Here is a 20,998-nt window from a genome sequence, read left to right on the forward strand (position 1 = left end):
TGACATATCCCATCCAGTATCCCGGCACCCGGCGACGCGGGGAATCCCTTGCGGTACGGAGGGCCGGCTCCCGCGCCACACTTAGGAGAAGGTCTTATACGACCGGACGCCGGCCGCTCTAGGCCGTGCTTTCAGGCGGAGGGGCGAGCTTGCGGAGAAGGCGATCGAGGCTGTTGGCGAATGCCTCGCGATCGCGAGGCCCAAGCGGCGCCGGGCCGCCTGTCACGACACCGCTGCCGCGCAGTTCATCCATGAAGTTGCGCATCGAAAGGCGCTCGCGGATGTTGTCCTTCGTGTAGAGCTCGCCCCTCGGATTCAGCGCGTGTGCGCCCTTGTCGATCGCGGCAGCAGCCAGAGGAATATCAGCGGTGATCACGAGATCGTTCGTGCTCAGTTGCTCGGCGATGTATTTGTCCGCGACATCGAATCCGGCGGCGACCTGAGTGAACCGGATGTACGGGGAAGGAGGAATCCGCATCGGTTGATTGGCAACCAGGGTCGTAGAGATGCGCGTGCGCTCGGCAGCGCGAAAGAGGATCTCCTTGATGACCCCCGGACAGGCGTCGGCGTCGACCCAGATCTTCACAGTCAGCGGCTTTCGGTCTGCGGCAGATCGTTCAGCGCTTCGCTCTCGCGCCGCGGTGTGCTCAGTGGTGTTGGCTTGAGCGGTGCCGGGGCTGCGTTGCTGTACAGCAGGACTTTGCCGGCCTGCAATCCGCCTGTCGCCAGCTCCATCGCGAAGCGCTCGGCATCGCGGCTGCGGATCAGCGCGGCGATCTCGGCGGCTTCTTCGTCGCTGACGTCGAGCTGTCGCAGCGCTTCCTCCCCGAATCGCAACGCGGATTCGAACGTCTCGCGAATCTGGTAGTCGATGCCGATGCCGACGAGCTCGCGGGCGTGCTGGCGATCGAACGACCGCACGAGCAACCGTGCTTGCGAGAACTCCGCGCGAACGAGCGTAGCGATGCGGGTCGCGGTCTCCGCATTCTCGACGCACACGGCGATTGCGCGAGCCTTGTCGGCGCCGCTGGCATGCAGCACGTCGAGACGCGAGCCATCACCGTAGTAGACCTTGAAGCCGAATTCCTGCGCGCTGCGGATCATCTCGATGTCCGTGTCGATGATGCTGACGTCGACACCTCTCGCAAGCAGCGCCTGGCTCGCGACCTGGCCGAAGCGACCGAAGCCGATGAGGAGCACCGAACCGCTCAATCCCTCGGCGACATCGATTCCTTCCATGCCCTCGGCTTCGGGACGCGCGAAGCGTCGCATGACCAGGACGACGAGCGGGGTGAGCACCATCGAAAGCACGACGACGGCGGTGAGGTTCGCGCTGACGCCCGGATCGATGATCCCGGTGATCGCGGCGGCGCCGAAGAGGACAAAAGCGAACTCGCCGCCCTGCGCCATGATGACTGCGCGATCGAGCGCTTCAGCATGCGAGCTGTGCGTCAGTCTCGCGACGAGATAGATGCAGAGTGCTTTTGCCGCCATCATCGCCGGCACCACAGCCGCGATCAGTTTCCAGTTTGCCGCGACCACGGACAGGTCGAGCGCCATGCCGACGGCAAGGAAGAAGAGGCCGAGCAGCAGGCCGCGAAAGGGTTCAACATCCGCTTCGAGTTGATGACGGAACGTCGACTCCGAGAGCAGCACGCCAGCGATGAACGCGCCCATCGCCATCGACAGCCCGCCCATCTCCATCAGGAGCGCTGAACCCAGGACGACCAGGAGCGCCGCGGCGGTCATCACCTCGCGGGCCCGTGCTGCAGCGAGCAGCGCGAAGAGCGGATTCAGCGCCCACAAGCCGACGGCGATGAGTCCTGCGAGGGAGCCGATACCGACGAGGATGCCGACCCAGTGCGTTCCGGTTTCTGCCGCCGCCCGGGGCGCGAGCAGGCTGACGATGGCGAGCAGCGGCACGATCAGCAGATCTTCGAAGAGCAGGATCGACACCATCTTCTGGCCGCGAGGCAGTGCGATGTCGCCGCGCTCAGCCAGCAGCTGCATCACGATCGCGGTCGACGTGAGCACGAATCCCGCCGCAGCGATGAATGCGACGACGAGGGAGAAGCCGAACGCCAGTCCGACGCCGGTCAATCCGGCGATGCACGCCAGGATCTGCAGTGTTCCGAGTCCGAAGATCTGGCCACGCAGATGCCATAGATGCGATGGCCGCATTTCGAGTCCGACCACGAACAGGAACATGACGACGCCCAGTTCGGCGACGTGCAGGATGCTCTTCGGATCGCTGAACCAGCCGAGACCAAACGGACCGATGACCAGGCCAGCGGCAAGGTAGCCGAGGACCGAGCCGAGACCGAGGCGACGAAACAGGGGAACGGCGACGACTGCGGCCCCGAGCAGGGCGACGACGCTGACGAGGAGGTGGGAATCTTGTTCAACGGCCATGCGTTCCAAGGTAGCAAGATTTCGTGTCACCCCCAATGCCGTCTTTCCATGCCCGCCGGCATCACTTGAAGTCGATGACGACTCCCGGCCCGGGAAACGCGGAATCGATCTGCTCCGGTCCGCTCTTTTCCCAGGGCTTCGATCCGAGGCCGTTCGCGATGTCCGGATAGCGTCCGAGGCTGATGAACTGCGAGAACGCATAGGGCAGGCCTTCTCCGGTCAAAGGCGCGCCTGCGTCGGCAATGTGGAAATGCAGATGCGGGCCGGTCGAATCCCCTGTGAACCCGAGGGCACCGATGACCTGGCCGCGGCGCACGCGACTCCCGACTGATGCCGTCACGCTGCCTGGTTTCAGGTGTTCGTAAATCACGAAGCGCCCATCAGCGAGCCCCAGCACGACGTGATTGCCCGCGGCATCCGCCAGCGAATGCTTGCCGTTTCCGGAAACAGTAGGACTCTCCGCGAGGTCGGACCGGACTGCTATCACGGTGGCATCAGCTACGGCCAGCACCTCGGCACCGTAGCCGAATGCATTTGCAGGAACGTCCGCGTCGCCAGCCTCGGTTCGTCCCTGGTCGTCGACCTTCACCCAGTCGATGGCGAATCGCCCAGGCAAACGCGCTCTGCCTTCGAGTGTGTAGAAGACACGGCGATGGCCGCGCTGCCAGTCGTAGTTGTAGATGGCGACCCATGGGCCGCCTCGAAGCGGTGGTCCGAGCTCCAGGCGTGCGGGTTTTGCAACGGGGACCGAGGCTGTCGTCAGCGACGAAGTCTTGTCGTTCGCTGCGTACTGGATGACGTGGCGCAGCGCGGCCGGATTCCGGACACCCAGCTCTAGTTCGACAAACACAACGACGCGATCTCCGCGTGAGACCTGCAGCGATTGCTGATCGGGTGAGCCGATCACCACCGTCCGCGGTTTGAGTTGCGCTTCGTCGTACGCGGCCAGCCGGGCCGCTGTGGCGGCATCGACGACTTCGATCCGCGAAATTGCGAGCGGCCGGCTGGCGAGATTCGTGAGATGGATTTCGTAGAGAAGTCGCTGCCCGCCGTCCACGCGAACCGGTGCTGGTGCCTGAAGCACGGCAACGTCGAAGGACTCGGCGATCTGTCCCTGGGCTGTCGCGGATCCGGTCAGGCAGAGAAGGGCGACGAATGCGTGATGGGGTTTGAGCATGACCAAAGAATACGGCTTCGAGCGACCCGGTTCCGACAGGTTTGCGGCAGGCGGACCTCCTGGAGAGGTCGCCCGGAGCTGTTGCCTTCTCCGGCCCGGCACGGTTTCATGTGGTCATGGCCAGCATCAACGATTCCCACAACATCGATCTGCCCGCTTCGCCCTACACAGTGATCGCCTTCGGGGCGGGCGACGGCCGCGTCGTGACGTATCAGGGAGCGATGAGCGTCGATGCGGCCGCTGAGCTTCTCGTAAGGACGCTCGATGACTTCGACTGGTCGACGATCGATCCGAAGAGCACGGTTGTTCATCGGGATGCGCTGGCCGGCTACGAAGCGATGCTCGATATCGTTTCGCTCGTGGCGGAGATCAATCTCTATCTTGCCCGCGTTCTGTGGAATCTCAATGTACCGCTCGCCGTCGGTATCCCGCGGATGCTCGTGGACTCGGATGAGACCAGGGAATTGCGCTATCTCGAGAACCTCGCGGTTCAGCGCAAACTCTCGGATGACGAGCTCGCGATGCACTTGCTCGAACAGGGCGAGTTCATGTCGGAGTGGGGAGAGGCGCGCCGCCGTCTCGTGGAGGAATCACGATGATCGCGTCGGGCTGTCCGTTTCGGATCGAACCCGACATCGTCGTCGCCGGCACACTTATATGAGAAGGCAAGCGGGCCGCCGCGCAATCGCAGCGACCCGCCGCGGGCCGGTAACTTACGGGTTGGCGCAGCCGGCGGCTTGCGAACACACGTGCGAGATCTGTTCCTTGTCCCGCTTCATCGTTTCCATCGCGGCCAGGTGTTCCTTCAGCTGCGGCTCGGTCATGCAGACCTCTTTGGGAAAGCGCGAGCCGAGCAGGGGGATCTTCTTGCAGTAGACGATATCCCAGTCGTCGATCTTGACCTTGTAGCCGGGCGGGGGCTTGAACGGCTTCTTTTCGCTCGTCTCCCCGGTGGCCGCCGGCTCAGTCGCGGCCGCAGGGGCGCTCGTGGTTGCCGCCGCAACGACAGGTGCGGTCCGCGACTCCGGAGGGGTAGAGCCGCACCCCGCCAGAACGCCCAGTGCCGTCACTGTAAACAGCGCCGTCAATGCAGACGGGGCCGTCAATGTAATCAGACGCATCTCGCCTCCTTCAGGTGTCCCGGATACACAGACGGCATCCGGGTCGCAAATCGGACACATAACGTAGTCAAAGCCACGATCCGGGGCAAGCATCGAAAGTCAGAATTGGGGATCAGGTCAGATGTAACTGAGCCAGGTGTCGCGCCGACGCCGCTTCACCGCAGCGAGCCATCGGGAAAGGGGGTAGAGGGTCAATAAAGTGCCGAACCAGACGATGTATACGATGCCCAGTCCAAAGCCCCAGCCGGCCTGCACGAGCCGCGACGGGTCCACGATGAAATTACAGAAGATCTTCGCCGGGAATCCCAGCGCGACGCCGATCAGAAGCGCCGAGCCGTGGACGATGTAGACGTGCAGCAGATATGTAAACAGCGGCGTGCGACCGAAGGCCAGCAGGGCGCTGGCTGCTGTTCCGCGCAATCGTTCGAGCAGCGGCATAAGCAGTAACGACACGCCCAGCGTCGCGAGGACGTAGAGAAGCGACGGCGGGTACTTGGACACGTTGAAGAACGACAGCAGGGTGCGACCACTCGTCTCGTATTCACGCCAGGGCAATTGATCGCCGTAACCGTTCACCAGGCGAAGCACGACGAAAAGCACCAGCGCACCGGTGCCCAGCAGGATGGTCGATCGCCGCCGCTCCGGCTCCGGCTTCAGGAACAGGCCACCGAGTCCGTAACCCACGCACATGATTCCGAACCAGGGAATGAACGGATACGCCACGAAGCCGGGCATACCCGCCACGAGTCCGGGTTCGAATGCGGCTCGCCACAGAACCGCGAGCGAACCCAGCGACTGTGCATCGATCGGCACCAGCACGTTGTGTCCCGCAACGATCAGGAAGCCGATTGCCAGCACGACGCGCTGAGGCAGCCAGATCAATGCGGCGAGCAGGATCATGCCGACGCCGATCGCATAGATGACCTGCGCGAACAGCACGAAACCGAAATTGAATCCGAACGAGATCAGCGTGAACTCGAGCAGCACGAGCCACAGGCCGCGGCTGAGGAGGAACCGGGACAGTGTGGCCGTGTCCTTCCCTTGGGCCCGCTGCAGATGGATCGACACACCGGAAAGAAACACGAATGTCGGTGCGCACAGATGAGTGATCCAGCGTGTGGCATAGAGAGCCACGCTGGTTCGGGCCGGATCGAGGGGGTCGAAAACGAACGCGTGCACGTGGAAGTAGTCGCGGACGTGGTCGAGCACCATCAGGGCGATCACGAAGCCGCGCAGCATGTCCACGCTGTCGAGGCGGGCGATGCCGAGACGATTCAGTTGGGCCTGGCCGGGCACTTGCTGCGTCATGCGACGGCATCGTGCGCAGCCCCGTTCGCCGAGTCAATGACGGAGCAGGTCACATACGGGTCGGGGATTGCCGGTGGATGAAAAGGCCGGTGTACCATCCGTTCAGCGCAGATTCCCAGAGTCTCATATGCGAGCCGTCTACTACGAAGCGTTCCGATCCCCGCCGCGACTGCAGGACGTGCCGACGCCGGCAGCGAGTCCCGAGGGTGTCGTCGTGCAGGTGCATGCGTCGGGTCTGTGCCGCAGCGATTGGCATGGGTGGATGGGGCACGACGCCGATATCCGGTTGCCTCATGTTCCAGGCCACGAGCTCGCGGGGACCGTGGTCGAAGTCGGATCGCACGTGCGGAGATGGCGCAAAGGGGATCGGGTCACCGTTCCGTTCGTCGCGGGCTGCGGGCGCTGTCAGGAATGCGCGTCCGGCAATCAGCAAGTCTGCGAGAACCAGTTTCAGCCCGGATTCACGGCGTGGGGCTCATTCGCCGAGTATGTGGCGCTCGAACGCGCCGACCTGAACCTCGTGCGATTGCCGGAGGAGACGGATTTCGTCACGGCCGCGAGCCTGGGCTGCCGGTTCGTGACCTCTTTCCGCGCCGTCGTCGATCTCGCTTGCGTGCAGCCGGGCGAGTGGGTTGCGGTCCATGGCTGTGGCGGCGTCGGTCTCTCCGCAATCATGATTGCGAATGCGATGGGTGCGAGCGTGGTCGCGGTCGACATCGGTGCCGACAAGCTCAGCTTCGCGAGCAGCATCGGTGCCGCTGCCGTCGTCGATGCGTCAGAAAGCCAGGACGTCGTGGATGCGGTGAAGGCCGTCACAGGCGGCGGTGCTCACGTATCGATCGATGCGCTCGGCCATCCCGCGACTTGTTTCAACTCCATCGCGTGTTTGCGTCGGCGCGGGCGCCACGTGCAGATCGGATTGATGCTGGGTGACCATGCGCATCCGAAGATTCCAATGGACAAGGTGATTGCGCACGAGCTGCGGATCCTGGGCAGTCATGGGATGCAGGCATTCCGCTACGACGCGTTGCTGGAGATGATTCGTGCCGGCAAGCTGGTTCCGCAAAAGCTCATCGGTCGGACGATCCCGCTCGCGGATGCGCCAGCGGCACTGATGGCCATGGATCAGTTTGCGGGGACGGGGATTACGGTGATCTCCGCTTTCCAGGAATAGCCCCCGCCGCGTCATCCCCGCGAAAGCGGGGATCCAGCTTTGGCTCGGGGCATGGATCCCCGCTTTCGCGGGGATGACCTCCGGTCAACCGCCGCTCGCAGCACTTCAAAGAGCCACGCGACTCCGGCATCCATCATCGCCGCGCCGGAGGCGACACCGTGGAGTTGAAACTTTCCCAGCGGCAGCGGCGCTTCCAGGGCAACGACACCGAATCTCGCCGCATGCATCGCTGCGAATCGCCGGGGCAGCGCGGCGATCAGGTCCGTCTCGGCGAGGATCGGCAAAGCGAACATGAAGTTCGGCACGGTCAGTGCGACGCGTCGCCGGCGATTGCGCTCCTCGAGAATCCGATCCACGAAGCCGTACGCATCGCCGGTGTGCGAGACGACCAGATGCTGGGCGTCGCAATACCGGTCGAGCGTGAGTCTTCGCGCCAGAGGGTGCCTCGCGCGAGCCGCGATCACGAAATCCTCTTCGAACAACACGTGCCGATGAAAACGCGTGGGGATGTGATCCGACGGAATGATCGCAATGTCCATCGCGCGTGACTCCAGATCGCAGAACGCGGTGCGCCATGCGCGATCCGGTGACGTCTCACTGGGCAACGGCAGAAGTTGGCGCACGCTGATATCGATCCCCGGTGCTCGTTTCAGTTCGTGCAGAAGCGGCGGCAGGATTACGGTCGAAACGCCATCGGGCGCACCTATCGTGAACCGCCGGATCGAGCGCGCGGCGTCGAAGGGAGCGGCGCTTGCAACGACGCTGCTCACTCGCGCGAGGATTTCCGAAACGGGATCCGCCAGCTGCATCGCGCGTGCAGTTGGTACGACTCCTTTGGGCGTCTTGAGGAACAGCGGATCGTTCAACAGGCGGCGCAGCCTTCCCAGTCCATGGCTCACCGCCGACGGCGACAGATGCAGCCGCTCGGCCGCACGGCCGACGTGGCGCTCCCTGAGAACCACATCGAAGAGCACGAGAAGGTTCAGGTCGGTCCGCCCGAGATCGATTTCATTCAGCATATTGCTGAAATCATATCAATGGATTCAGCAGAAGGAACCAGGCGATCCTCCTCGTCAGGGCGAACCGCCCTGACGATGCGACGAGGAGATTTCAGGAGATGGACATGTCACCTTCGAGACGTTCGGTTCTGACCGCGGCTGGCGCTGCCCTGGCGTCGTTCGATCTGAAGGGCGCCGACGCCCCGGATCGACCCGTTGCCGATGAGATCGCCGGGCTCATTCGGCGATCGGCGGATGCGAATGCGGCACTGATGCGTGGCGACATCGAGCGGTATCGGGCGCTGATCACGCTCACCGATGACTTCACGCTGATGTCGCCGTTCGGCGGGCGCCCGACGCGTGGTGCCGAGATGACGGCTGAGCGGTGGGAGGCAATGGGACGCTTCTTCAGGAACGGTACGCTGGAGCAGGAGGTGGTTCATGCCTATGGCTCGGGCGACATGGTCGTTCTCGCCGTCATCGAACGTGCAAATGTGGAAGTGGGTGGACTGCCGGCGCAGAACTGGTCGCTGCGCGTCACGCTGGTTTATCGCAAGGAGGCAGGATCGTGGCGCCTTGCCCATCGGCATGCGGACCCGATCGTCGAATCGATGAGTCTCGCGCAGGCGGCAACAATCGCGCGGGGCGAGCGCGTTTGAGCGTGGCGGCGGCGCTCAGCGCTGCCGTCCTTTCGGATCGCCGATGATGAGTTTCCAGCTGCCGTCGCTCTGACGGCGCAGTACCTCGATCGCACGGTCTCGCACATCGACGCGCTCGCCAGCGGTGTCGACGCGTGTGCCGCGAAAGTCTGTGTAGAGAATGGCGATGTCGTCCGACACGACGGCCTGGATCACTTCGCTTTCCATGCGCCTGTCTTCCTTGACGAGCGAAGTCAGGATAGGCCGCAGTTGCTCATGGCCGATGAGAACGTCGCCGTTCGGTCTTGCGAAGCAGGCGTCTGCCGCGTAGAGACCGAGCATTCCGTCGATGTCGCCTGTGTGCAGCAGTTTGGTGAACATCGCTGGCCAATCCTGCGGGCGCGAAGGTTCGATTTTTCCGGTGCTCATGACGATCATGCGACGGTTGACGGTGGTGCAACCGTAGCGCGATCGGGACCGAATTGCTGTCGGCCGCGGGAGGACAGTTCGACGGACGAAATCGATCTGTCGCTGATCATCACCGGCATCGTGGGCTGGAATCTGTCCGATGCGTGAAGCTTCGGCGGCGCCGCGGGAGTAGGATGACCGCACCGCTCCATGCTGAAGAGCCGCGTCGAAAGGATTGCCGCCATGGGTACGCAGTACACGGCCGCCGACATCGTCGGATTCCTCGACCGATGTCTGAAGGACAACCTCTGCTGGTCCTTCGTCGATCTCGGGCATCCCTACGTCTACACCGCGAACTCCAGGCTGACGCTGTATGCGGACGACTCGCGTTGGGCGCTGGTTTCGGACGTCAGTGGCTATAACCCACGCGCAGGCCGGTTCTCGTCGACGATCACCTGGCTGGGTAATGCACTGCGCGATCTGAAACCCGCAGGCGACAAGGATCAGTACACGTACAACGTGGAGTTCATCACGCTGATAGAAGGTGGGCCGATGCATGAGGCAGTGCAGCACTTCCAGGGAAGTACGCAGCCCTTCGATATCACAATGCGTGACCAAACCTTTCGCGTGCCGGCGGACCTGAGCCGCTGGGTACCGAATATCGAATCACGATCCTGGCCCAAGGGGGCGCATGCCGAGGACGTCGGTCGCTATGTGGCATTCGAATATGCGGACGTCTGTCGGGCGACTGACGCCGAGAAGCGCATGCATCTCGATCCGGATGTGCCGATGCTCATGACCCTCGATCAATGGCATCACCGATGGTGGCACTACTATCCCGCTGGGCACGACTTCATCGGCGAGGCGCCGAGTTCCTACGAGACTTATCCCCTGCTCGCCGATGTGCTCGTGCATCGCGATCCCGCCCGGTATCGTCCGACGCTCGAGCCCAACAATCACTGGACGAACTGGCCCGCCGCCGGATCGCTGTAGAGCGCCACGGGACATGCGTCGACAGATCGCGGATTGCGCTAGCGGCGAAACGCGAGATGCATGACGAGGAGGAACGAGGCGAGAACGAGCAGGACGATCACTGCGAAATCCCTTTCAAGACCAGAATGGACATCCGTTGCGGGCGCGAAAGTCTAGCTTAGTCGTAGGAGAACTTGCTCGGTCGGATGTGAGAATCGCACGGACCGCGACGCAGTTTCCTCGGACGATAGTCGTAGTACGGCCGGTATTCGCCGCGGATTCTGTTACTGAATTGTTAAGCTCATTCATTCAGCGGGAGTCGTCATGCCTCATGTCATCGTCAAGCTCTGGCCCGGCAAGACCGAGGAACAGAAATCCCGGTTGACCGAAGCGATCGTCAGGGACCTCATGACGGTCATGGGATCGACCGAGGCCTCCATCTCCGTCGCGATCGAGGACGTCGAATCGGCGGCTTGGGCCGAGGCGGTCTACAAGCCGCAGATCGTCGGCAACGCGGACAAGCTCTATAAGAAACCGGGCTACGAGATGAGCTGACCGCCGGGCAGGCCCGATGGCGCAGGGCCGCGCCTCTGTTCACAATACGGCACTCCCAGCCCGACCCGTGCCCAGTCATGAAGTCCCTGAAGCAGGCCAGTCTCTACGTCGCAACGATCGTGATCGCGACGGTCGCGATTTTCGGCGTCGTGCGGATGGGCAGCTCGCTGCCGGTTCCGGAAGGCAGCGCGGTTGCCGCAGAGCAGGTCGCGACCGCACCCGCCACGGCGACCGCCTTCGTTCAGAATCTGACGGGCAACCTGAATCATCCGCTCAGCCACCTGTTCATTCAGTTGCTCGTGGTGATCGCAGCCTGTCGCGTGGTCGGAATGATCTTCGTGCGAATCGGATTGCCCGCGGTCGTGGGCGAGATGTCCGCAGGCATTCTCCTCGGTCCCTCGCTGTTCGGTCTGCTGGCGCCGGAATGGTTCGCCTTCGTCTTTCCGACGGAATCGCTCGGTACGTTGCGGCTGCTGAGCCAGGTCGGCATCTGTCTCTTCATGTTCACCGTGGGTATGGAGTTGAACGTCAGCCACGTCCGCAGCAAGGCGACGACTGCCGTCGCGGTGAGTCACGCCAGCATCGTGCTTCCGTTCCTGCTCGGCGTGGTGTCGGCCTACTTCCTGTTCACCGACATGGCGGGCCCGGAAGCGAGTTTCCTGGGGTTCGCTCTGTTCATGGGCATCTCGATGAGCATCACCGCGTTCCCTGTTCTCGCGCGCATCCTGCAGGAGCGCGGGATTTCGCGGACCGCACTGGGCAGCACCGCGATCACCTGCGCCGCGGTGGACGACGTGACTGCATGGAGCATCATGGCGTTCGTCGTGGCGATCGCCAAGGCGACGAGCGTGATCGCCTCGGGATTCACGCTGCTGATGGCGCTGGCATTCATTGCGATGATGACGCTGGGCGTGCGACGCGCACTGCCGGCCTGGATCGGCAGGGATCAGCTCACTCGCGAAGATCCGTCGAGCGGCACATTGGGCATCATCGTCTGCGTGGTCATTGCGGCCGCCCTGAGCACCGAGATCATCGGTATCCACGCTTTGTTCGGTGCGTTCCTCGCCGGTGCGATCATGCCGGACGTTGGTGAATTCCGCCGTCGCATCACGACGCTGCTCGAGAAGTTCAGCTCGGTGTTGCTGCTGCCGCTGTTCTTCGCCTTCACCGGGCTTCGGACGGAAATCGGGCTGCTGAACGGCGTGGAAGACTGGATGATCTGTCTTGCGATCATTGCCATCGCGACGCTGGGCAAGCTGGGTCGCAGCGCAGTGACGGCGCGCGTGACCGGAATGAACTGGCGTGAATCGCTGCAGCTCGGAGCGCTCATGAATACGCGCGGCCTCATGGAGCTGATTGCCCTGAACATCGGCTATGACCTGGGAATTCTCTCGCCGCGTATCTTCACGATGCTCGTGATCATGGCCGTCGTCACGACGATGATGACGGGGCCGCTGCTGACATTGCTGGGCGTGCGTCATGGGCAGCTCGATTCCGATCACGAGCCGTCACGGGCCTGACCCGTATCAGCTGGAGATGACTTCGTAGTGCTCGACGCGCGGAGTCATCTCGACGAGGAAGTCGGGATCGAAGTCGTAGTACTTCGCAGTGTCGATCGGCGTCCCGGCGAAACGCTCGATGGCGGCGTAGTCGATCCAGAACGTGAGCATCGAGACCACCGTGTGCTCGCCATCGACGCGGTGCAGGCACCACGCACCTTGATTGCCGCTTACGGAGCGATAGTCCGGGATCGCGACGTCGTGCATCAGTTTGAGGTACGCCGAGGCCTTGTCGTTCGGTACACGGCCGGTCCAGAGTCGCGCGATCATTGATGCCTCCGAGCCGCGGCGTGCAGAGTCGTCACGGAACTTCCGGGCCATCCTACAACCTGATGTAGCGTGCAATCCAAGCCTGATTCAGTGCCTGAGACTATCCAGCGGCTTTCGAGGGGCGAAGTGCCCCGACTCGTCTGGACCAACGAACGTGGCGGCACCACTTTCCGTATCGGTGACAGGTTCCTGAAATGGAATCCGCGCAACACCGGCATCGATCTAGATGCGGAGCGACTGCGTCTCGAGTGGGCAGTGCAGTATCACTCTGTCCCTCGCGTTCTCGGGGCGGGAGCGGATGAAGAAGCACAGTGGTTGATCACCTCGGCGCTGCGAGGCAGTGGCGCGGTAACCGAAGCCTGGATCGGACGGCCGCTGGAGGCGGCGCGTGCCATCGGTCGCGGATTGCGGCTCCTGCACGACGCGCTTCCCGTTGCCGAGTGTCCGTTTCAATGGGCGGTGCAAGCGCGAGTCGGGCATCGAGTGGCGACCGAGGAACTTCGCGTACCGCCGGTCGACAAGCTGGTAGTGTGTCATGGCGATCCGTGTTCGCCGAACACGATCATCGCGGACGACGGCAGTCCTGCCGGCCATGTCGACATGGGCTCGCTCGGTGTTGCTGATCGCTGGGCGGATCTCGCCGTCGCGAGCATGAATCTCGACTACAACTACGGTGCCGGCTGGGAAGATGCCTTCTTCGATGCGTACGGCATCCGGAAAGACGAGTACAGGGTTGGCTATTACCGCTTCCTTTGGGACAACGAAGACAGCATCGGGGTTTCTTCGGTGGTCACCCGGGAATTGGGCCTCCTCGGACTGCGTTGACGGCCGACTTGCGGGACAATGCCGCCGGGATTTCATCGTGAGGCTGGGACTTGAGCCGGATACCGCTCGTTTTTTTGCCCGGGTTGCTGTGCGACGAGGTTCTCTGGCGCCAGCAGGCCGACGCGCTGGCGGACATCGCCGACCCGGTCATCGCCGATCTCACGCTCGACGACAGCATCGCCGCCATGGCGGAGCGCACGCTCGCGTCGTCGCCTGAACGGTTCGCGCTCGCTGCGTTGTCGATGGGAGGCTACGTCGCGTTCGAGATTCTGCGACAGGCGCCGCAGCGAGTGACGCGGCTGGCGCTGCTCGATACGAGCGCGGCCCCTGATGACGATATCCGCACCAAGCAGCGGATAGCCGGGATTGCATCGCTGCAAGCGGGCAAGTTTTCGGGAGTGACGAACCGATTGCTGCCGCAACTCGTTCACGCATCGCATGTGACGGGGCCGGTGGGAGAGGTGGTCAAGAGCATGGCCCAGCGAGTGGGTGATGCCGCGTTCCTCCGCCAGCAGACTGCCATCCTTCGCAGGCGGGATTCGCGACCGCTGCTTCATGAAATCTCAGTGCCTGCGCTCGTGGCTGTGGGCGATAGCGATCGGCTGACACCCGTAGCCGATGCCGTCGAAATACATCGCGCGATTGCAGCGGCGAAGCTGCACATCTTTCGGCAGTGCGGACATCTGCCGCCGTTGGAAAGTCCGGAGGAGACGAACGAAGTGCTTCGGGAATGGCTCCGCGAATGCGCTACCCCATAGCGCCCTGCTAACCTGCGAGGATGCACGCGAGATTCCTCATCCCCCTTGTCCTGTGCTTCGCGGGCTTCGTCGCGCTTGGATTGCCCGACGCCGTCATCGGTGTGGCCTGGCCGGCGATTCGCGCGGACTTCGGCTTGTCGATCGATGCGCTCGGGCCGCTCTTCGTTACCGCGACGACAGGTGCGGTCATCGCCAGCAGTTGTTCCGGCGTGATTCTCTCGCGCATGAGCATCGGCACACTGCTCGCGCTGTCCTGCTTTCTGACCGGTATCGCACTGCTCGGCTACACGCTCGTGCCGATGTGGTCTCTCGTGGTGGCCCTGGGCCTGCTCACGGGCTTCGGTGCAGGTGCCATCGACGCCGCTATCAATACGCACGCAGCGGTTCAGTATTCCGCGCGCGTGGTCAACGTGCTTCACGCGTTTTACGCCGTTGGCGCTGCCGCTGGTCCGGCGTTGATGACGGCAACCCTCGCGTCCGGACATCAATGGCAAGCCGGCTACTGGATCATCGTCGCGGTGCAGATCGCGATGGCGGCGCTGTTTCTTTCCACGCGTCGGCTGTGGCCCCGCGCCGGTCCGGCGCATGAAAGCCAGAAGCCCGCGAGACTGATCGAGACACTGAAGCTCGGCAAAGTGCAGCTCTCGCTGGTGATCTTCATGATCTACACCGGCTGCGAGGCGGGAGCGGGCGCGTGGATCTTCTCGCTCCTGTATGAGGCCCGAGGCGTTGCGACGGTATCAGCGGGGACTGCCGTGACGCTGTACTGGGTCGGGCTCTTCGCGAGCCGGTTGGGTTACGCGTTCCTGCCGTCGCGGGTTCGTCCGACTGTCGTCATTGGCATATGCATCGCGACTGCGCTCGTCGGTATGATCGTGGTCGCTCTGCAGCTGCATCCCCTAGTCGATACGGCGGCGATAGCACTGATCGGCTTCGCCTCCGGACCGATCTTTCCGTCGATGATCGCCACGACACCTGCCAGAGTGGGTTCGCAGCACACGGCGAATGCGGTCGGTCTTCAGATCTCTGTCGGAGCAATCGGGATCGCTGCCTTGCCGGGGCTGTGTGGCGTGAGCGCACAGAAGCTGGGCCTGGAGTCGATTCCCGTGTTGCTCATCGTCGGGTGGACGGTGCTGCTGGTCGCGTACTCACTTCTGGAACGACTTCGCCCTTCAGTTCGGGAAATGGCATGAGAAAAATAGTCGCATCGCTTCTGTGTCTCTTCCTGCCTGTCACTGCCGTCGCGGAGCTCGATTGCATCGTGCCGACGCGGGAGGAGGGATACAACGCGCGGCAACCCGGTTCGGAAGCTGTACGCCGTGCGGCGCGCAGTATCGAGGCCATCGTCAAGCGCAACGCGACATTCATGGCGGGCAACGAACCGGTGCGCGTACGCACGTCGATCAGCTACTACGGCGATTCGGCCGCCGCGGCATCCGTGATCACGACGGCGTACAACAAGAAAGCATGGGTCGGAGGCGGGTGCCAGGTCAGCCAGTTCGCTGATCGCGGCGGTGGGCTTGCCGACGGACAGATCGCGGTCTACATCAACGATCCCGACGCGATGCTCGGCGGCAGGGTGGGCGATAGCGAACTGCCCGCGCGATTGGCGCCGCGTCGTGCCGCTGATCTCGCCGGTTTTCCGCTGTATGTCCGCGGCGACAATGCGGCGGATGCGCTCATGATGATGAGTTCATCTGGCGAACAGCCATGGACGCCGGTGACGATTGCGGAAGCCCTCGATTGGCGCGAACGAGAGATCGTGAAACGCGAGGCTGACTGGCAGCAGCAGTCGGCATCTCGTGGTCGCGGAGAGGCGCAGCTGCGGGCCGCTTACGAGAACATGATCAAGATGGATCCGGCTTCGGCCGACAAGATGCGCGCGAAGATGGAGCGCGATCTCGCGAAGCTCCGTGCCGACGAAGCTCGCGCCTACGATCAATCGAATGACGCTGTGGCTCGCACGCGTGAAGCCTTCGACAAGTATCGCGCGTCCTTCTCCGCCTCTCAGTTGCGCGAGCAGGCCACGATCAGCGGCGCGGCGTACATGGGTGTCATTCAGCGAGTCGACGATCCCAAGGGCCGGCCGATCGTGCAGGTCGGCTCATCGAATGCCAAAGCCGATCCGCAACGGATCCGGCTGCTGGTCATTCCGCAACACAGCGTCGCCACCGACGAGGATCACGAGTGGCAAGTGGCCTCGCGCCAGGCTCTCGACTACGCGGCGATCGCTGCGTTGCTCCACAGGTGAGTTGCGGCAGCGGGTGCTAGCGAACCGCTGCCGACTTTCCTCCCGTCAGCACGTCTTCCAGATAAGTCTGTGCCGCGGTGGCCTTCGACTGGGCCAGCCAGAACACCGCGCTCTTGCGGTCCTCGCTGGGCCTCGATCGATCTTCCGCGACTGCGATCAATGCACGGGTCGCGCGCCCTTCAGGCAATTGCGAGAGCGCGAAGATGGCCTGCCTGCGGACATCGTCATCGGTTTCCTTTCTCAGTGCCGAGCCGATGGCGCCTTCCGTCGCGGGAGATTCGGTTCTCGCGAGCCAGAACCAGGCTTGTGAACGCACACTCGACGCTGCGTCGGTATTCGCGAGCCTTATCAGATCGCTCGCCGCTTCCGGGGACTTGGACTGGGATACCGCGAATGCGGCGTGCTCGCGTACATCAGCATCTTCATCGCCAAACATGATTGCAGTCGCCGCTTTCGCGCCCGGCAGACCTCGCAAATGAGCGAGCCAGAACACTGCTTCCTTGCGATTCTTCCTGCGAGCGTCGTTGCTGGCGACATCAGAAAGCTCGTTGAACGCGACATCTCCGCGATGAATGGCCAGAGCGGCCAACGCCTCGCGACCTATTGCAGGCCGCGTGCCGTCGGAGTCTTTCCGCTTGGTCAGCGTCGCAAGCCAACGAGCGCTGTCGTCGACGGAGACTGCACCAAGGTCCTGCACAGTCGTGCTGGTCTGCACGGAACAGCTCGCCGAGAGCGCCCGCAGACGATCGATCTTTCCCGCGTCGAAGCGGGCATACACCCGAACAGTGTCGGTCTTTGCGCCGTCGCGGCTCCCGTAGCCGTCGTTGCTGCCGTCGAGGCGACACGCCCTGGCGGTCGGGTTGCCTTCTCGCCAGTCCCAGCAGCACCACGCCGGAGCATCTTCCACGGCCGGAACTTGCCAGCTAGCCCAGCCATCGCGAGGTAGCTTCAGTTCTGCTGCGAATGCTGCAGGTGCGAGCACGGAAAAGCCGAAGCAGAGCAGGGCGCTGCCGATCTTTATGGTTTTCATTTCTTCTCCTCCAGAGCCGCGTCGATCGCCTGCAAGGCAGCGTCGCCGTCGATCATCGACAGTGTGCGCAGCAGTTCGCGCTTCTCGTCGGTGGTCTTCGCGGATCGATACAGGGCCAGGACGCCTTCGTCGTCGCCGCTGATGAGCATTCCCTGTCGCGCGGCTTCCTTGAGTTCCGGTGCGTTGGTGCCCGAGTAGATTTCACGCAGGGCAGCGCGCGACGCATCGTTGTGAAGCGTCCCGATACGACGCACGGCTTCACTGCGAATCGACATGTCACCGTTGCCGTCGACGATCTTCCGCAGACCGACGAGGTCGCCGCCGATCGTGTACGCATCGATCAGGCCGCTGCCCGCATTCGGCCGATCGCTCAGCTTGCGCAGCTCGTTGAACGCGCCCATCACGCCGAGCATGCGGATCGCCTGGTTGGCTTCGGCCTCGGACCTGGCATTGATCGCTGCCTGGTACACATCTTCCTTGCGGCCCGCGATCATCCATGCCTGGAGCACCTGTTCCTTCACGGCTTCGTCGCCGTTTCGGTAGGTCTCCTGCAAGGCGGCGAGGGACTCAGGATTGCCGCCGATGCCGATGCTGCGGATGGCTTCCTGCCGCAGCGCGCTGTCGCCGGAGCGGCTCGCTTGCAGCAACAGTTGCTGTGCCTCGGGAACGTGGAGTTGGCTGAGAACGAAGAGGGCCCGGCGCTTGACGAGTGTCGATTGCGAGCCGGCCAGCACCTTCTTGATGATCGGCAGCGCACGCTCCGGCGGCTGGGCCATCAGTCCTTCGAGAGCGGCGAGCGCAAGGGATTCCTGCTCGGTCGGTGCGCGTTGGGACTCGCGATCGTTTCGAGCGCGTTCTGCATCGCGTGCCCGTTGAGCCTGGGCTTGCGCTCGCACCTCCGCGTCTTGTGCGCGCTGCGCCCGCTCGGCCGCGCCGGGCTGTTGCGGCGGCGACTCCGCGGACATGGCACTGCTCGCGACCAGCAATGCGAGAACCATCGTGTTGAGGGGTTTCATGGGGGTCTCCTGAAACTAGAGCGCGATCGATTCCGCGCCGGGTTGTTCGGTGGTCGCGGCATTCAGCCGCGCCTGCATCACTTTCAGTTCGAAGTTCAGTTGGGCGACTTCGCCGGCTGATCGATCGCTGCCTTCGGCGGCGACTTGCTCCAGCAGCGGAGTGAACGCGCGCAGCACTCGCGCCAGTTGCGGCTCATTGGCCCGCTCGGCTGCGATCGCATACAGGCGGTTCTGTTCGATGATCGCCTCGATCATCTGGCGGCGTTCCGCGTCCGTGATCTCACTCAGATTCCCGATCTGCCTTTCCGTGCTCGCAAGATGCCAGCGCAGTCCGCGTTCGTAAGCGAGGGAATCGGTTGCGCTGGAGGTCGTCGGATCCTCGGCAGCGTTCGTCAGCATTTCAGGCGCCGGTGGCGTCATGACCTTCACGCTCACGATGAGCAATGCCACTGCGCACACAGCCGCAGCCATGCGCCATCGTGGTGGGGCAAAGAATCCCACCGGCGCCTTGCGCTCTGGCGAAGCACCGTCCGCAGCGGCTCGTTCGAGCGCGACCTGCCAGCGACGTTGTACGTGCGCAGGTACGGGTACATCAGGGATGGCAGCGGACGCATCGAGCTTCGCGACCAGACGGTGCAATCGCGCCGCCAGTTCCGGCTGCTCGCTGAGAGCCGATGCGATGCGTGCGCGTTCGGACGCGTCAAGTCCGTCCCGGTAGTAGTACAGCAGCAGATCGTTGTCGGAGATCATGATTCGCCTCGCCATACGTGCAGATCGACGCGCAGCTTGCGCACTGCCCGGAACAGCGCCTGCTTCGTGTTGTTGACGTTCGTTTGCAGGCTCTCCGCAATTTCCTCCAGCCGCCAGCCTTCGACGTGTTTGAGCAGGAAGCTCTGTCGCTCCATGGACGTCAGGCGCCGCAACGCCACGCCCAGGTCTTTTCCGAGAGCGTGTTGTGTGTATTCGTTGTCGGGAGAGGCGGAGGGCGCCGCCATGAAGGAATCCGCATCGAACTCATCGGCCGGCTGCGGCTTGCGTTGCCGCATCAGATCGATCGCGGCATTGAGAGCGATGCGATGAATCCAGGTATCGAGCTCGGAGTCGCCGCGGAATTCACCGCGCCGGCGCCATGCCCGAAGCAGGGCGTCCTGGACCGCGTCCGCGGCGAGATCCGGGTCCCCGGTGATTCGCAGGCACGCGTTGTACCAGCGTCCACTGCGCTCGATCAGCACGGCGTGGAAGTTGTCCGGCCTGGCCGCGGTCGGGAGGGCCCAGGATTTGAGGAATGTCAGCACGCAACTTAGACGGGCTGGGGGCAGAAAAGGTTAGCAGGCGGCTGAGCGAACAGCGGGCGTCTAGCGCCGCCGACAGCAAGACGCCTTCGGCGTTACGTCCGGCTAAAGCCGGACCCACAGCAAGACCGGGTGCCTCGTGCCGCGTTTCTGCTGTGGGTCCGACTTCAGTCGGACGTCATGCGAAGCATCTCCGCGACAGCGTCCGGATGGAGTCGGACCACTCATCGCCATCGTGACTCGGAGCGACCTACTTCGCCCCGCCGTTGCACTCCGCGATCGCATCGTCCGAAAGCCGGCGACCGCGACTGCGGAAAGCGGTGACCTGCCCGACGGCGAGAGCCAGTTTGCGGCACTCGAGAGTCTGTGAGGATTTCGGGGCCCTGAGCGAGCGGCCGACACACTTGGTGTCTTCGCATCGCCAGGTGATGCCGTCGATCACGGTTTCGGAAGGGGTGGCGACCGGCGTTGCGAGCGTCGCTTCGCCTGAATAGGACTGCGCCTTCGAGGTCGCACTCAGCATCAATCCGCAAATCGCCAGCGCACCGAGCGCTACTCGCCTGTTCAACATCATCTTCACCCCGAGAGCTGATGCCTCGGGCAGGAATGGCCCGAGGGCAGTCAGCGCATACAGTCCAGCATGCTAGACGGGTATGCGCACCCACATTGTGACGCAGTGCCTAGGCGATGATGAAGACATCCGGGTATCGAGAACGCCCGATGAGATGCACGGGGAAAGCCTGATGAGACAGGCCGTACAGACGATCGCACCAGCAAGAGGCAGCCGGCCTATGCCTGAAGCCACCGGTGCGCGTCGGCCACGCATTGAAATCGCTGAACATTCACTCCCAGCTTGATGGCCGCGAGCTCGACGAACTCGGCGCGATCGACCCGGTGCTGTGGGTTCACGTCGACGAAGGCGATCCGTTTGAAGTGCTTGGCATCGGCTGCGCGCTCGCAAATGATCGGGTAGAGGCTGCCGAAGTCCAAGCTGCCGCCCGTGAAGTTCAGTTCGAGCAGAACGGTGTCGCAACGCGAGGCTGCGGCGGCCCGGCCGGCATCGACCAGGAATCGCCGCAGATCCTCAGCCGAATGGGTTCCGCTGCCGCTGATGTGAACGTACCCCGGCTTGTGTTCGACGGCGAAGCGGTACGTCGTCGACAGGGCGGGCGGTGTTTCTGCGCTGGAACTCACCATGCGGAGAGAATATCGCGAGCCGCCCCGGGTGGTGGAC

The 20,998-nt window shown here is 63.3% G+C and carries 24 protein-coding genes; 10 read left to right on the top strand and 14 right to left on the bottom strand.

The genetic code is table 11. The features are described 5' to 3' along the window. Nucleotides 1-118 precede the first annotated feature (118 nt). From HNQ60_RS13655 to HNQ60_RS13665, 3 genes are all read right to left on the bottom strand, one after another. The gene (locus tag HNQ60_RS13655) at nt 119-586 is read right to left on the bottom strand and encodes a YaiI/YqxD family protein (protein ID WP_184332660.1); all 468 of its coding nucleotides are present in this window, start codon (nt 584-586) and stop codon (nt 119-121) included. 2 nt (nt 587-588) lie between these two features. Then, nucleotides 589-2,412, bottom strand: coding sequence for a monovalent cation:proton antiporter-2 (CPA2) family protein (locus HNQ60_RS13660; protein WP_184332662.1), 1,824 nt, complete (start codon nt 2,410-2,412; stop codon nt 589-591). A gap of 61 nt (nt 2,413-2,473) precedes the next feature. Then, complete coding sequence (locus HNQ60_RS13665) at nt 2,474-3,589, bottom strand: M23 family metallopeptidase (RefSeq protein ID WP_184332664.1); 1,116 nt, start codon at nt 3,587-3,589, stop codon at nt 2,474-2,476. 116 nt (nt 3,590-3,705) lie between these two features. On the opposite strand from HNQ60_RS13665, the gene HNQ60_RS13670 reads away from it, so the two are divergent. After that, nucleotides 3,706-4,188: a hypothetical protein gene (locus HNQ60_RS13670; RefSeq protein ID WP_184332666.1), complete on the top strand. Its 483-nt coding sequence runs from the start codon at nt 3,706-3,708 to the stop codon at nt 4,186-4,188. A gap of 114 nt (nt 4,189-4,302) precedes the next feature. Here the strand turns inward: HNQ60_RS13670 and HNQ60_RS13675 are convergent, their stop codons facing one another. Both HNQ60_RS13675 and HNQ60_RS13680 read right to left on the bottom strand, forming a co-directional pair. Then, nucleotides 4,303-4,710 carry a hypothetical protein gene (locus HNQ60_RS13675; protein ID WP_184332668.1) on the bottom strand — a complete coding sequence of 136 codons (408 nt, stop codon included), beginning with the start codon at nt 4,708-4,710 and terminating at the stop codon, nt 4,303-4,305. Between the two features lie 117 nt (nt 4,711-4,827). Next, nucleotides 4,828-6,018, bottom strand: a complete 1,191-nt coding sequence (locus HNQ60_RS13680; protein WP_184332670.1) for a DUF1624 domain-containing protein — start codon at nt 6,016-6,018, stop codon at nt 4,828-4,830. Nucleotides 6,019-6,145: 127 nt separating this feature from the next. Here HNQ60_RS13680 and HNQ60_RS13685 point away from each other — a divergent pair, with 127 nt between their 5' ends. Continuing rightward, entirely contained in the window at nt 6,146-7,192 is a 1,047-nt protein-coding gene (locus HNQ60_RS13685; protein ID WP_184332672.1) for a zinc-dependent alcohol dehydrogenase family protein, read from the top strand. Nucleotides 7,193-7,203: 11 nt separating this feature from the next. Here the strand turns inward: HNQ60_RS13685 and HNQ60_RS13690 are convergent, their stop codons facing one another. Beyond that, nucleotides 7,204-8,211, bottom strand: a complete 1,008-nt coding sequence (locus tag HNQ60_RS13690; protein ID WP_184332674.1) for a LysR family transcriptional regulator — start codon at nt 8,209-8,211, stop codon at nt 7,204-7,206. A gap of 104 nt (nt 8,212-8,315) precedes the next feature. Here HNQ60_RS13690 and HNQ60_RS13695 point away from each other — a divergent pair, with 104 nt between their 5' ends. Next, a complete protein-coding gene (locus HNQ60_RS13695; RefSeq protein ID WP_184332676.1) occupies nt 8,316-8,849 on the top strand; it encodes a YybH family protein in 534 nt (177 codons plus the stop codon). Nucleotides 8,850-8,864: 15 nt separating this feature from the next. Here the strand turns inward: HNQ60_RS13695 and HNQ60_RS13700 are convergent, their stop codons facing one another. After that, on the bottom strand, nt 8,865-9,209 hold the full coding sequence (locus tag HNQ60_RS13700; RefSeq protein WP_184332678.1) for a YybH family protein: 345 nt from the start codon (nt 9,207-9,209) through the stop codon (nt 8,865-8,867). A 237-nt stretch (nt 9,210-9,446) separates the two neighbouring features. On the opposite strand from HNQ60_RS13700, the gene HNQ60_RS13705 reads away from it, so the two are divergent. The 3 genes from HNQ60_RS13705 to HNQ60_RS13715 all read left to right on the top strand — a co-directional run bounded on the left by HNQ60_RS13705 (nt 9,447) and on the right by HNQ60_RS13715 (nt 12,283). After that, on the top strand, nt 9,447-10,229 hold the full coding sequence (locus HNQ60_RS13705) for a DUF7003 family protein (protein WP_184332680.1): 783 nt from the start codon (nt 9,447-9,449) through the stop codon (nt 10,227-10,229). Nucleotides 10,230-10,532: 303 nt separating this feature from the next. After that, nucleotides 10,533-10,763 carry a tautomerase family protein gene (locus HNQ60_RS13710; protein WP_184332682.1) on the top strand — a complete coding sequence of 77 codons (231 nt, stop codon included), beginning with the start codon at nt 10,533-10,535 and terminating at the stop codon, nt 10,761-10,763. A 77-nt stretch (nt 10,764-10,840) separates the two neighbouring features. Beyond that, the gene (locus HNQ60_RS13715) at nt 10,841-12,283 is read left to right on the top strand and encodes a cation:proton antiporter (RefSeq protein WP_221304195.1); all 1,443 of its coding nucleotides are present in this window, start codon (nt 10,841-10,843) and stop codon (nt 12,281-12,283) included. A 6-nt stretch (nt 12,284-12,289) separates the two neighbouring features. Here HNQ60_RS13715 and HNQ60_RS13720 read toward each other — a convergent pair whose 3' ends face one another. Beyond that, entirely contained in the window at nt 12,290-12,592 is a 303-nt protein-coding gene (locus tag HNQ60_RS13720) for an antibiotic biosynthesis monooxygenase (RefSeq protein WP_184332684.1), read from the bottom strand. 126 nt (nt 12,593-12,718) lie between these two features. Between HNQ60_RS13720 and HNQ60_RS28100 the strand changes: the two genes are divergently transcribed. The 4 genes from HNQ60_RS28100 (at nt 12,719) to HNQ60_RS13740 (ending at nt 16,426) form a co-directional block, all read left to right on the top strand. Further along, nucleotides 12,719-13,417 (top strand): aminoglycoside 3'-phosphotransferase, encoded by a 699-nt coding sequence (locus HNQ60_RS28100; protein ID WP_221304196.1) that lies wholly within the window; start codon nt 12,719-12,721, stop codon nt 13,415-13,417. A 74-nt stretch (nt 13,418-13,491) separates the two neighbouring features. Next, nucleotides 13,492-14,175, top strand: coding sequence for an alpha/beta fold hydrolase (locus HNQ60_RS13730; protein WP_221304197.1), 684 nt, complete (start codon nt 13,492-13,494; stop codon nt 14,173-14,175). A 20-nt stretch (nt 14,176-14,195) separates the two neighbouring features. After that, nucleotides 14,196-15,368 (top strand): MFS transporter, encoded by a 1,173-nt coding sequence (locus HNQ60_RS13735; protein ID WP_184332690.1) that lies wholly within the window; start codon nt 14,196-14,198, stop codon nt 15,366-15,368. Further along, nucleotides 15,365-16,426, top strand: coding sequence for a hypothetical protein (locus HNQ60_RS13740; RefSeq protein ID WP_184332692.1), 1,062 nt, complete (start codon nt 15,365-15,367; stop codon nt 16,424-16,426). The genes HNQ60_RS13735 and HNQ60_RS13740 overlap by 4 nt, the downstream gene beginning before the upstream one ends. A 16-nt stretch (nt 16,427-16,442) precedes the next feature. Here the strand turns inward: HNQ60_RS13740 and HNQ60_RS13745 are convergent, their stop codons facing one another. From HNQ60_RS13745 to HNQ60_RS13770, 6 genes are all read right to left on the bottom strand, one after another. Then, on the bottom strand, nt 16,443-17,456 hold the full coding sequence (locus HNQ60_RS13745) for a HEAT repeat domain-containing protein (protein ID WP_184332694.1): 1,014 nt from the start codon (nt 17,454-17,456) through the stop codon (nt 16,443-16,445). Then, entirely contained in the window at nt 17,453-18,472 is a 1,020-nt protein-coding gene (locus HNQ60_RS13750; RefSeq protein ID WP_184332696.1) for a HEAT repeat domain-containing protein, read from the bottom strand. Before HNQ60_RS13750 ends, HNQ60_RS13745 begins: the two co-directional genes overlap by 4 nt. 15 nt (nt 18,473-18,487) lie before the next feature. Next, nucleotides 18,488-19,222 (bottom strand): hypothetical protein, encoded by a 735-nt coding sequence (locus HNQ60_RS13755; RefSeq protein WP_184332697.1) that lies wholly within the window; start codon nt 19,220-19,222, stop codon nt 18,488-18,490. Continuing rightward, a complete protein-coding gene (locus HNQ60_RS13760; RefSeq protein ID WP_184332699.1) occupies nt 19,219-19,767 on the bottom strand; it encodes an RNA polymerase sigma factor in 549 nt (182 codons plus the stop codon). The genes HNQ60_RS13755 and HNQ60_RS13760 overlap by 4 nt, the downstream gene beginning before the upstream one ends. Nucleotides 19,768-20,014: 247 nt before the next feature. After that, nucleotides 20,015-20,338, bottom strand: a complete 324-nt coding sequence (locus HNQ60_RS13765; protein ID WP_184332701.1) for a CC_3452 family protein — start codon at nt 20,336-20,338, stop codon at nt 20,015-20,017. 215 nt (nt 20,339-20,553) lie between these two features. Continuing rightward, nucleotides 20,554-20,961 (bottom strand): hypothetical protein, encoded by a 408-nt coding sequence (locus tag HNQ60_RS13770; protein ID WP_184332703.1) that lies wholly within the window; start codon nt 20,959-20,961, stop codon nt 20,554-20,556. Between the last annotated feature and the right edge of the window lie 37 nt (nt 20,962-20,998).

The sequence above is a fragment of the Povalibacter uvarum genome, from assembly GCF_014202975.1.
GTDB lineage: Bacteria > Pseudomonadota > Gammaproteobacteria > Steroidobacterales > Steroidobacteraceae > Steroidobacter > Steroidobacter uvarum.

Bases quoted from the DNA above. Each gene is read 5' to 3' on its own strand.
- HNQ60_RS13660 (WP_184332662.1), bottom strand. From the start codon at position 2,412: ATGGCCGTTGAACAAGATTCCCACCTCCTCGTCAGCGTCGTCGCCCTG.
- HNQ60_RS13665 (WP_184332664.1), bottom strand. From the start codon at position 3,589: ATGCTCAAACCCCATCACGCATTCGTCGCCCTTCTCTGCCTGACCGGA.
- HNQ60_RS13670 (WP_184332666.1), top strand. From the start codon at position 3,706: ATGGCCAGCATCAACGATTCCCACAACATCGATCTGCCCGCTTCGCCC.
- HNQ60_RS13675 (WP_184332668.1), bottom strand. From the start codon at position 4,710: ATGCGTCTGATTACATTGACGGCCCCGTCTGCATTGACGGCGCTGTTT.
- HNQ60_RS13680 (WP_184332670.1), bottom strand. From the start codon at position 6,018: ATGACGCAGCAAGTGCCCGGCCAGGCCCAACTGAATCGTCTCGGCATC.
- HNQ60_RS13685 (WP_184332672.1), top strand. From the start codon at position 6,146: ATGCGAGCCGTCTACTACGAAGCGTTCCGATCCCCGCCGCGACTGCAG.
- HNQ60_RS13690 (WP_184332674.1), bottom strand. From the start codon at position 8,211: ATGCTGAATGAAATCGATCTCGGGCGGACCGACCTGAACCTTCTCGTG.
- HNQ60_RS13695 (WP_184332676.1), top strand. From the start codon at position 8,316: ATGTCACCTTCGAGACGTTCGGTTCTGACCGCGGCTGGCGCTGCCCTG.
- HNQ60_RS13700 (WP_184332678.1), bottom strand. From the start codon at position 9,209: ATGTTCACCAAACTGCTGCACACAGGCGACATCGACGGAATGCTCGGT.
- HNQ60_RS13705 (WP_184332680.1), top strand. From the start codon at position 9,447: ATGCTGAAGAGCCGCGTCGAAAGGATTGCCGCCATGGGTACGCAGTAC.
- HNQ60_RS13710 (WP_184332682.1), top strand. From the start codon at position 10,533: ATGCCTCATGTCATCGTCAAGCTCTGGCCCGGCAAGACCGAGGAACAG.
- HNQ60_RS13715 (WP_221304195.1), top strand. From the start codon at position 10,841: ATGAAGTCCCTGAAGCAGGCCAGTCTCTACGTCGCAACGATCGTGATC.
- HNQ60_RS13720 (WP_184332684.1), bottom strand. From the start codon at position 12,592: ATGATCGCGCGACTCTGGACCGGCCGTGTACCGAACGACAAGGCCTCG.
- HNQ60_RS13735 (WP_184332690.1), top strand. From the start codon at position 14,196: ATGCACGCGAGATTCCTCATCCCCCTTGTCCTGTGCTTCGCGGGCTTC.
- HNQ60_RS13740 (WP_184332692.1), top strand. From the start codon at position 15,365: ATGAGAAAAATAGTCGCATCGCTTCTGTGTCTCTTCCTGCCTGTCACT.
- HNQ60_RS13745 (WP_184332694.1), bottom strand. From the start codon at position 17,456: ATGAAAACCATAAAGATCGGCAGCGCCCTGCTCTGCTTCGGCTTTTCC.
- HNQ60_RS13750 (WP_184332696.1), bottom strand. From the start codon at position 18,472: ATGAAACCCCTCAACACGATGGTTCTCGCATTGCTGGTCGCGAGCAGT.
- HNQ60_RS13755 (WP_184332697.1), bottom strand. From the start codon at position 19,222: ATGATCTCCGACAACGATCTGCTGCTGTACTACTACCGGGACGGACTT.
- HNQ60_RS13765 (WP_184332701.1), bottom strand. From the start codon at position 20,338: ATGATGTTGAACAGGCGAGTAGCGCTCGGTGCGCTGGCGATTTGCGGA.
- HNQ60_RS13770 (WP_184332703.1), bottom strand. From the start codon at position 20,961: ATGGTGAGTTCCAGCGCAGAAACACCGCCCGCCCTGTCGACGACGTAC.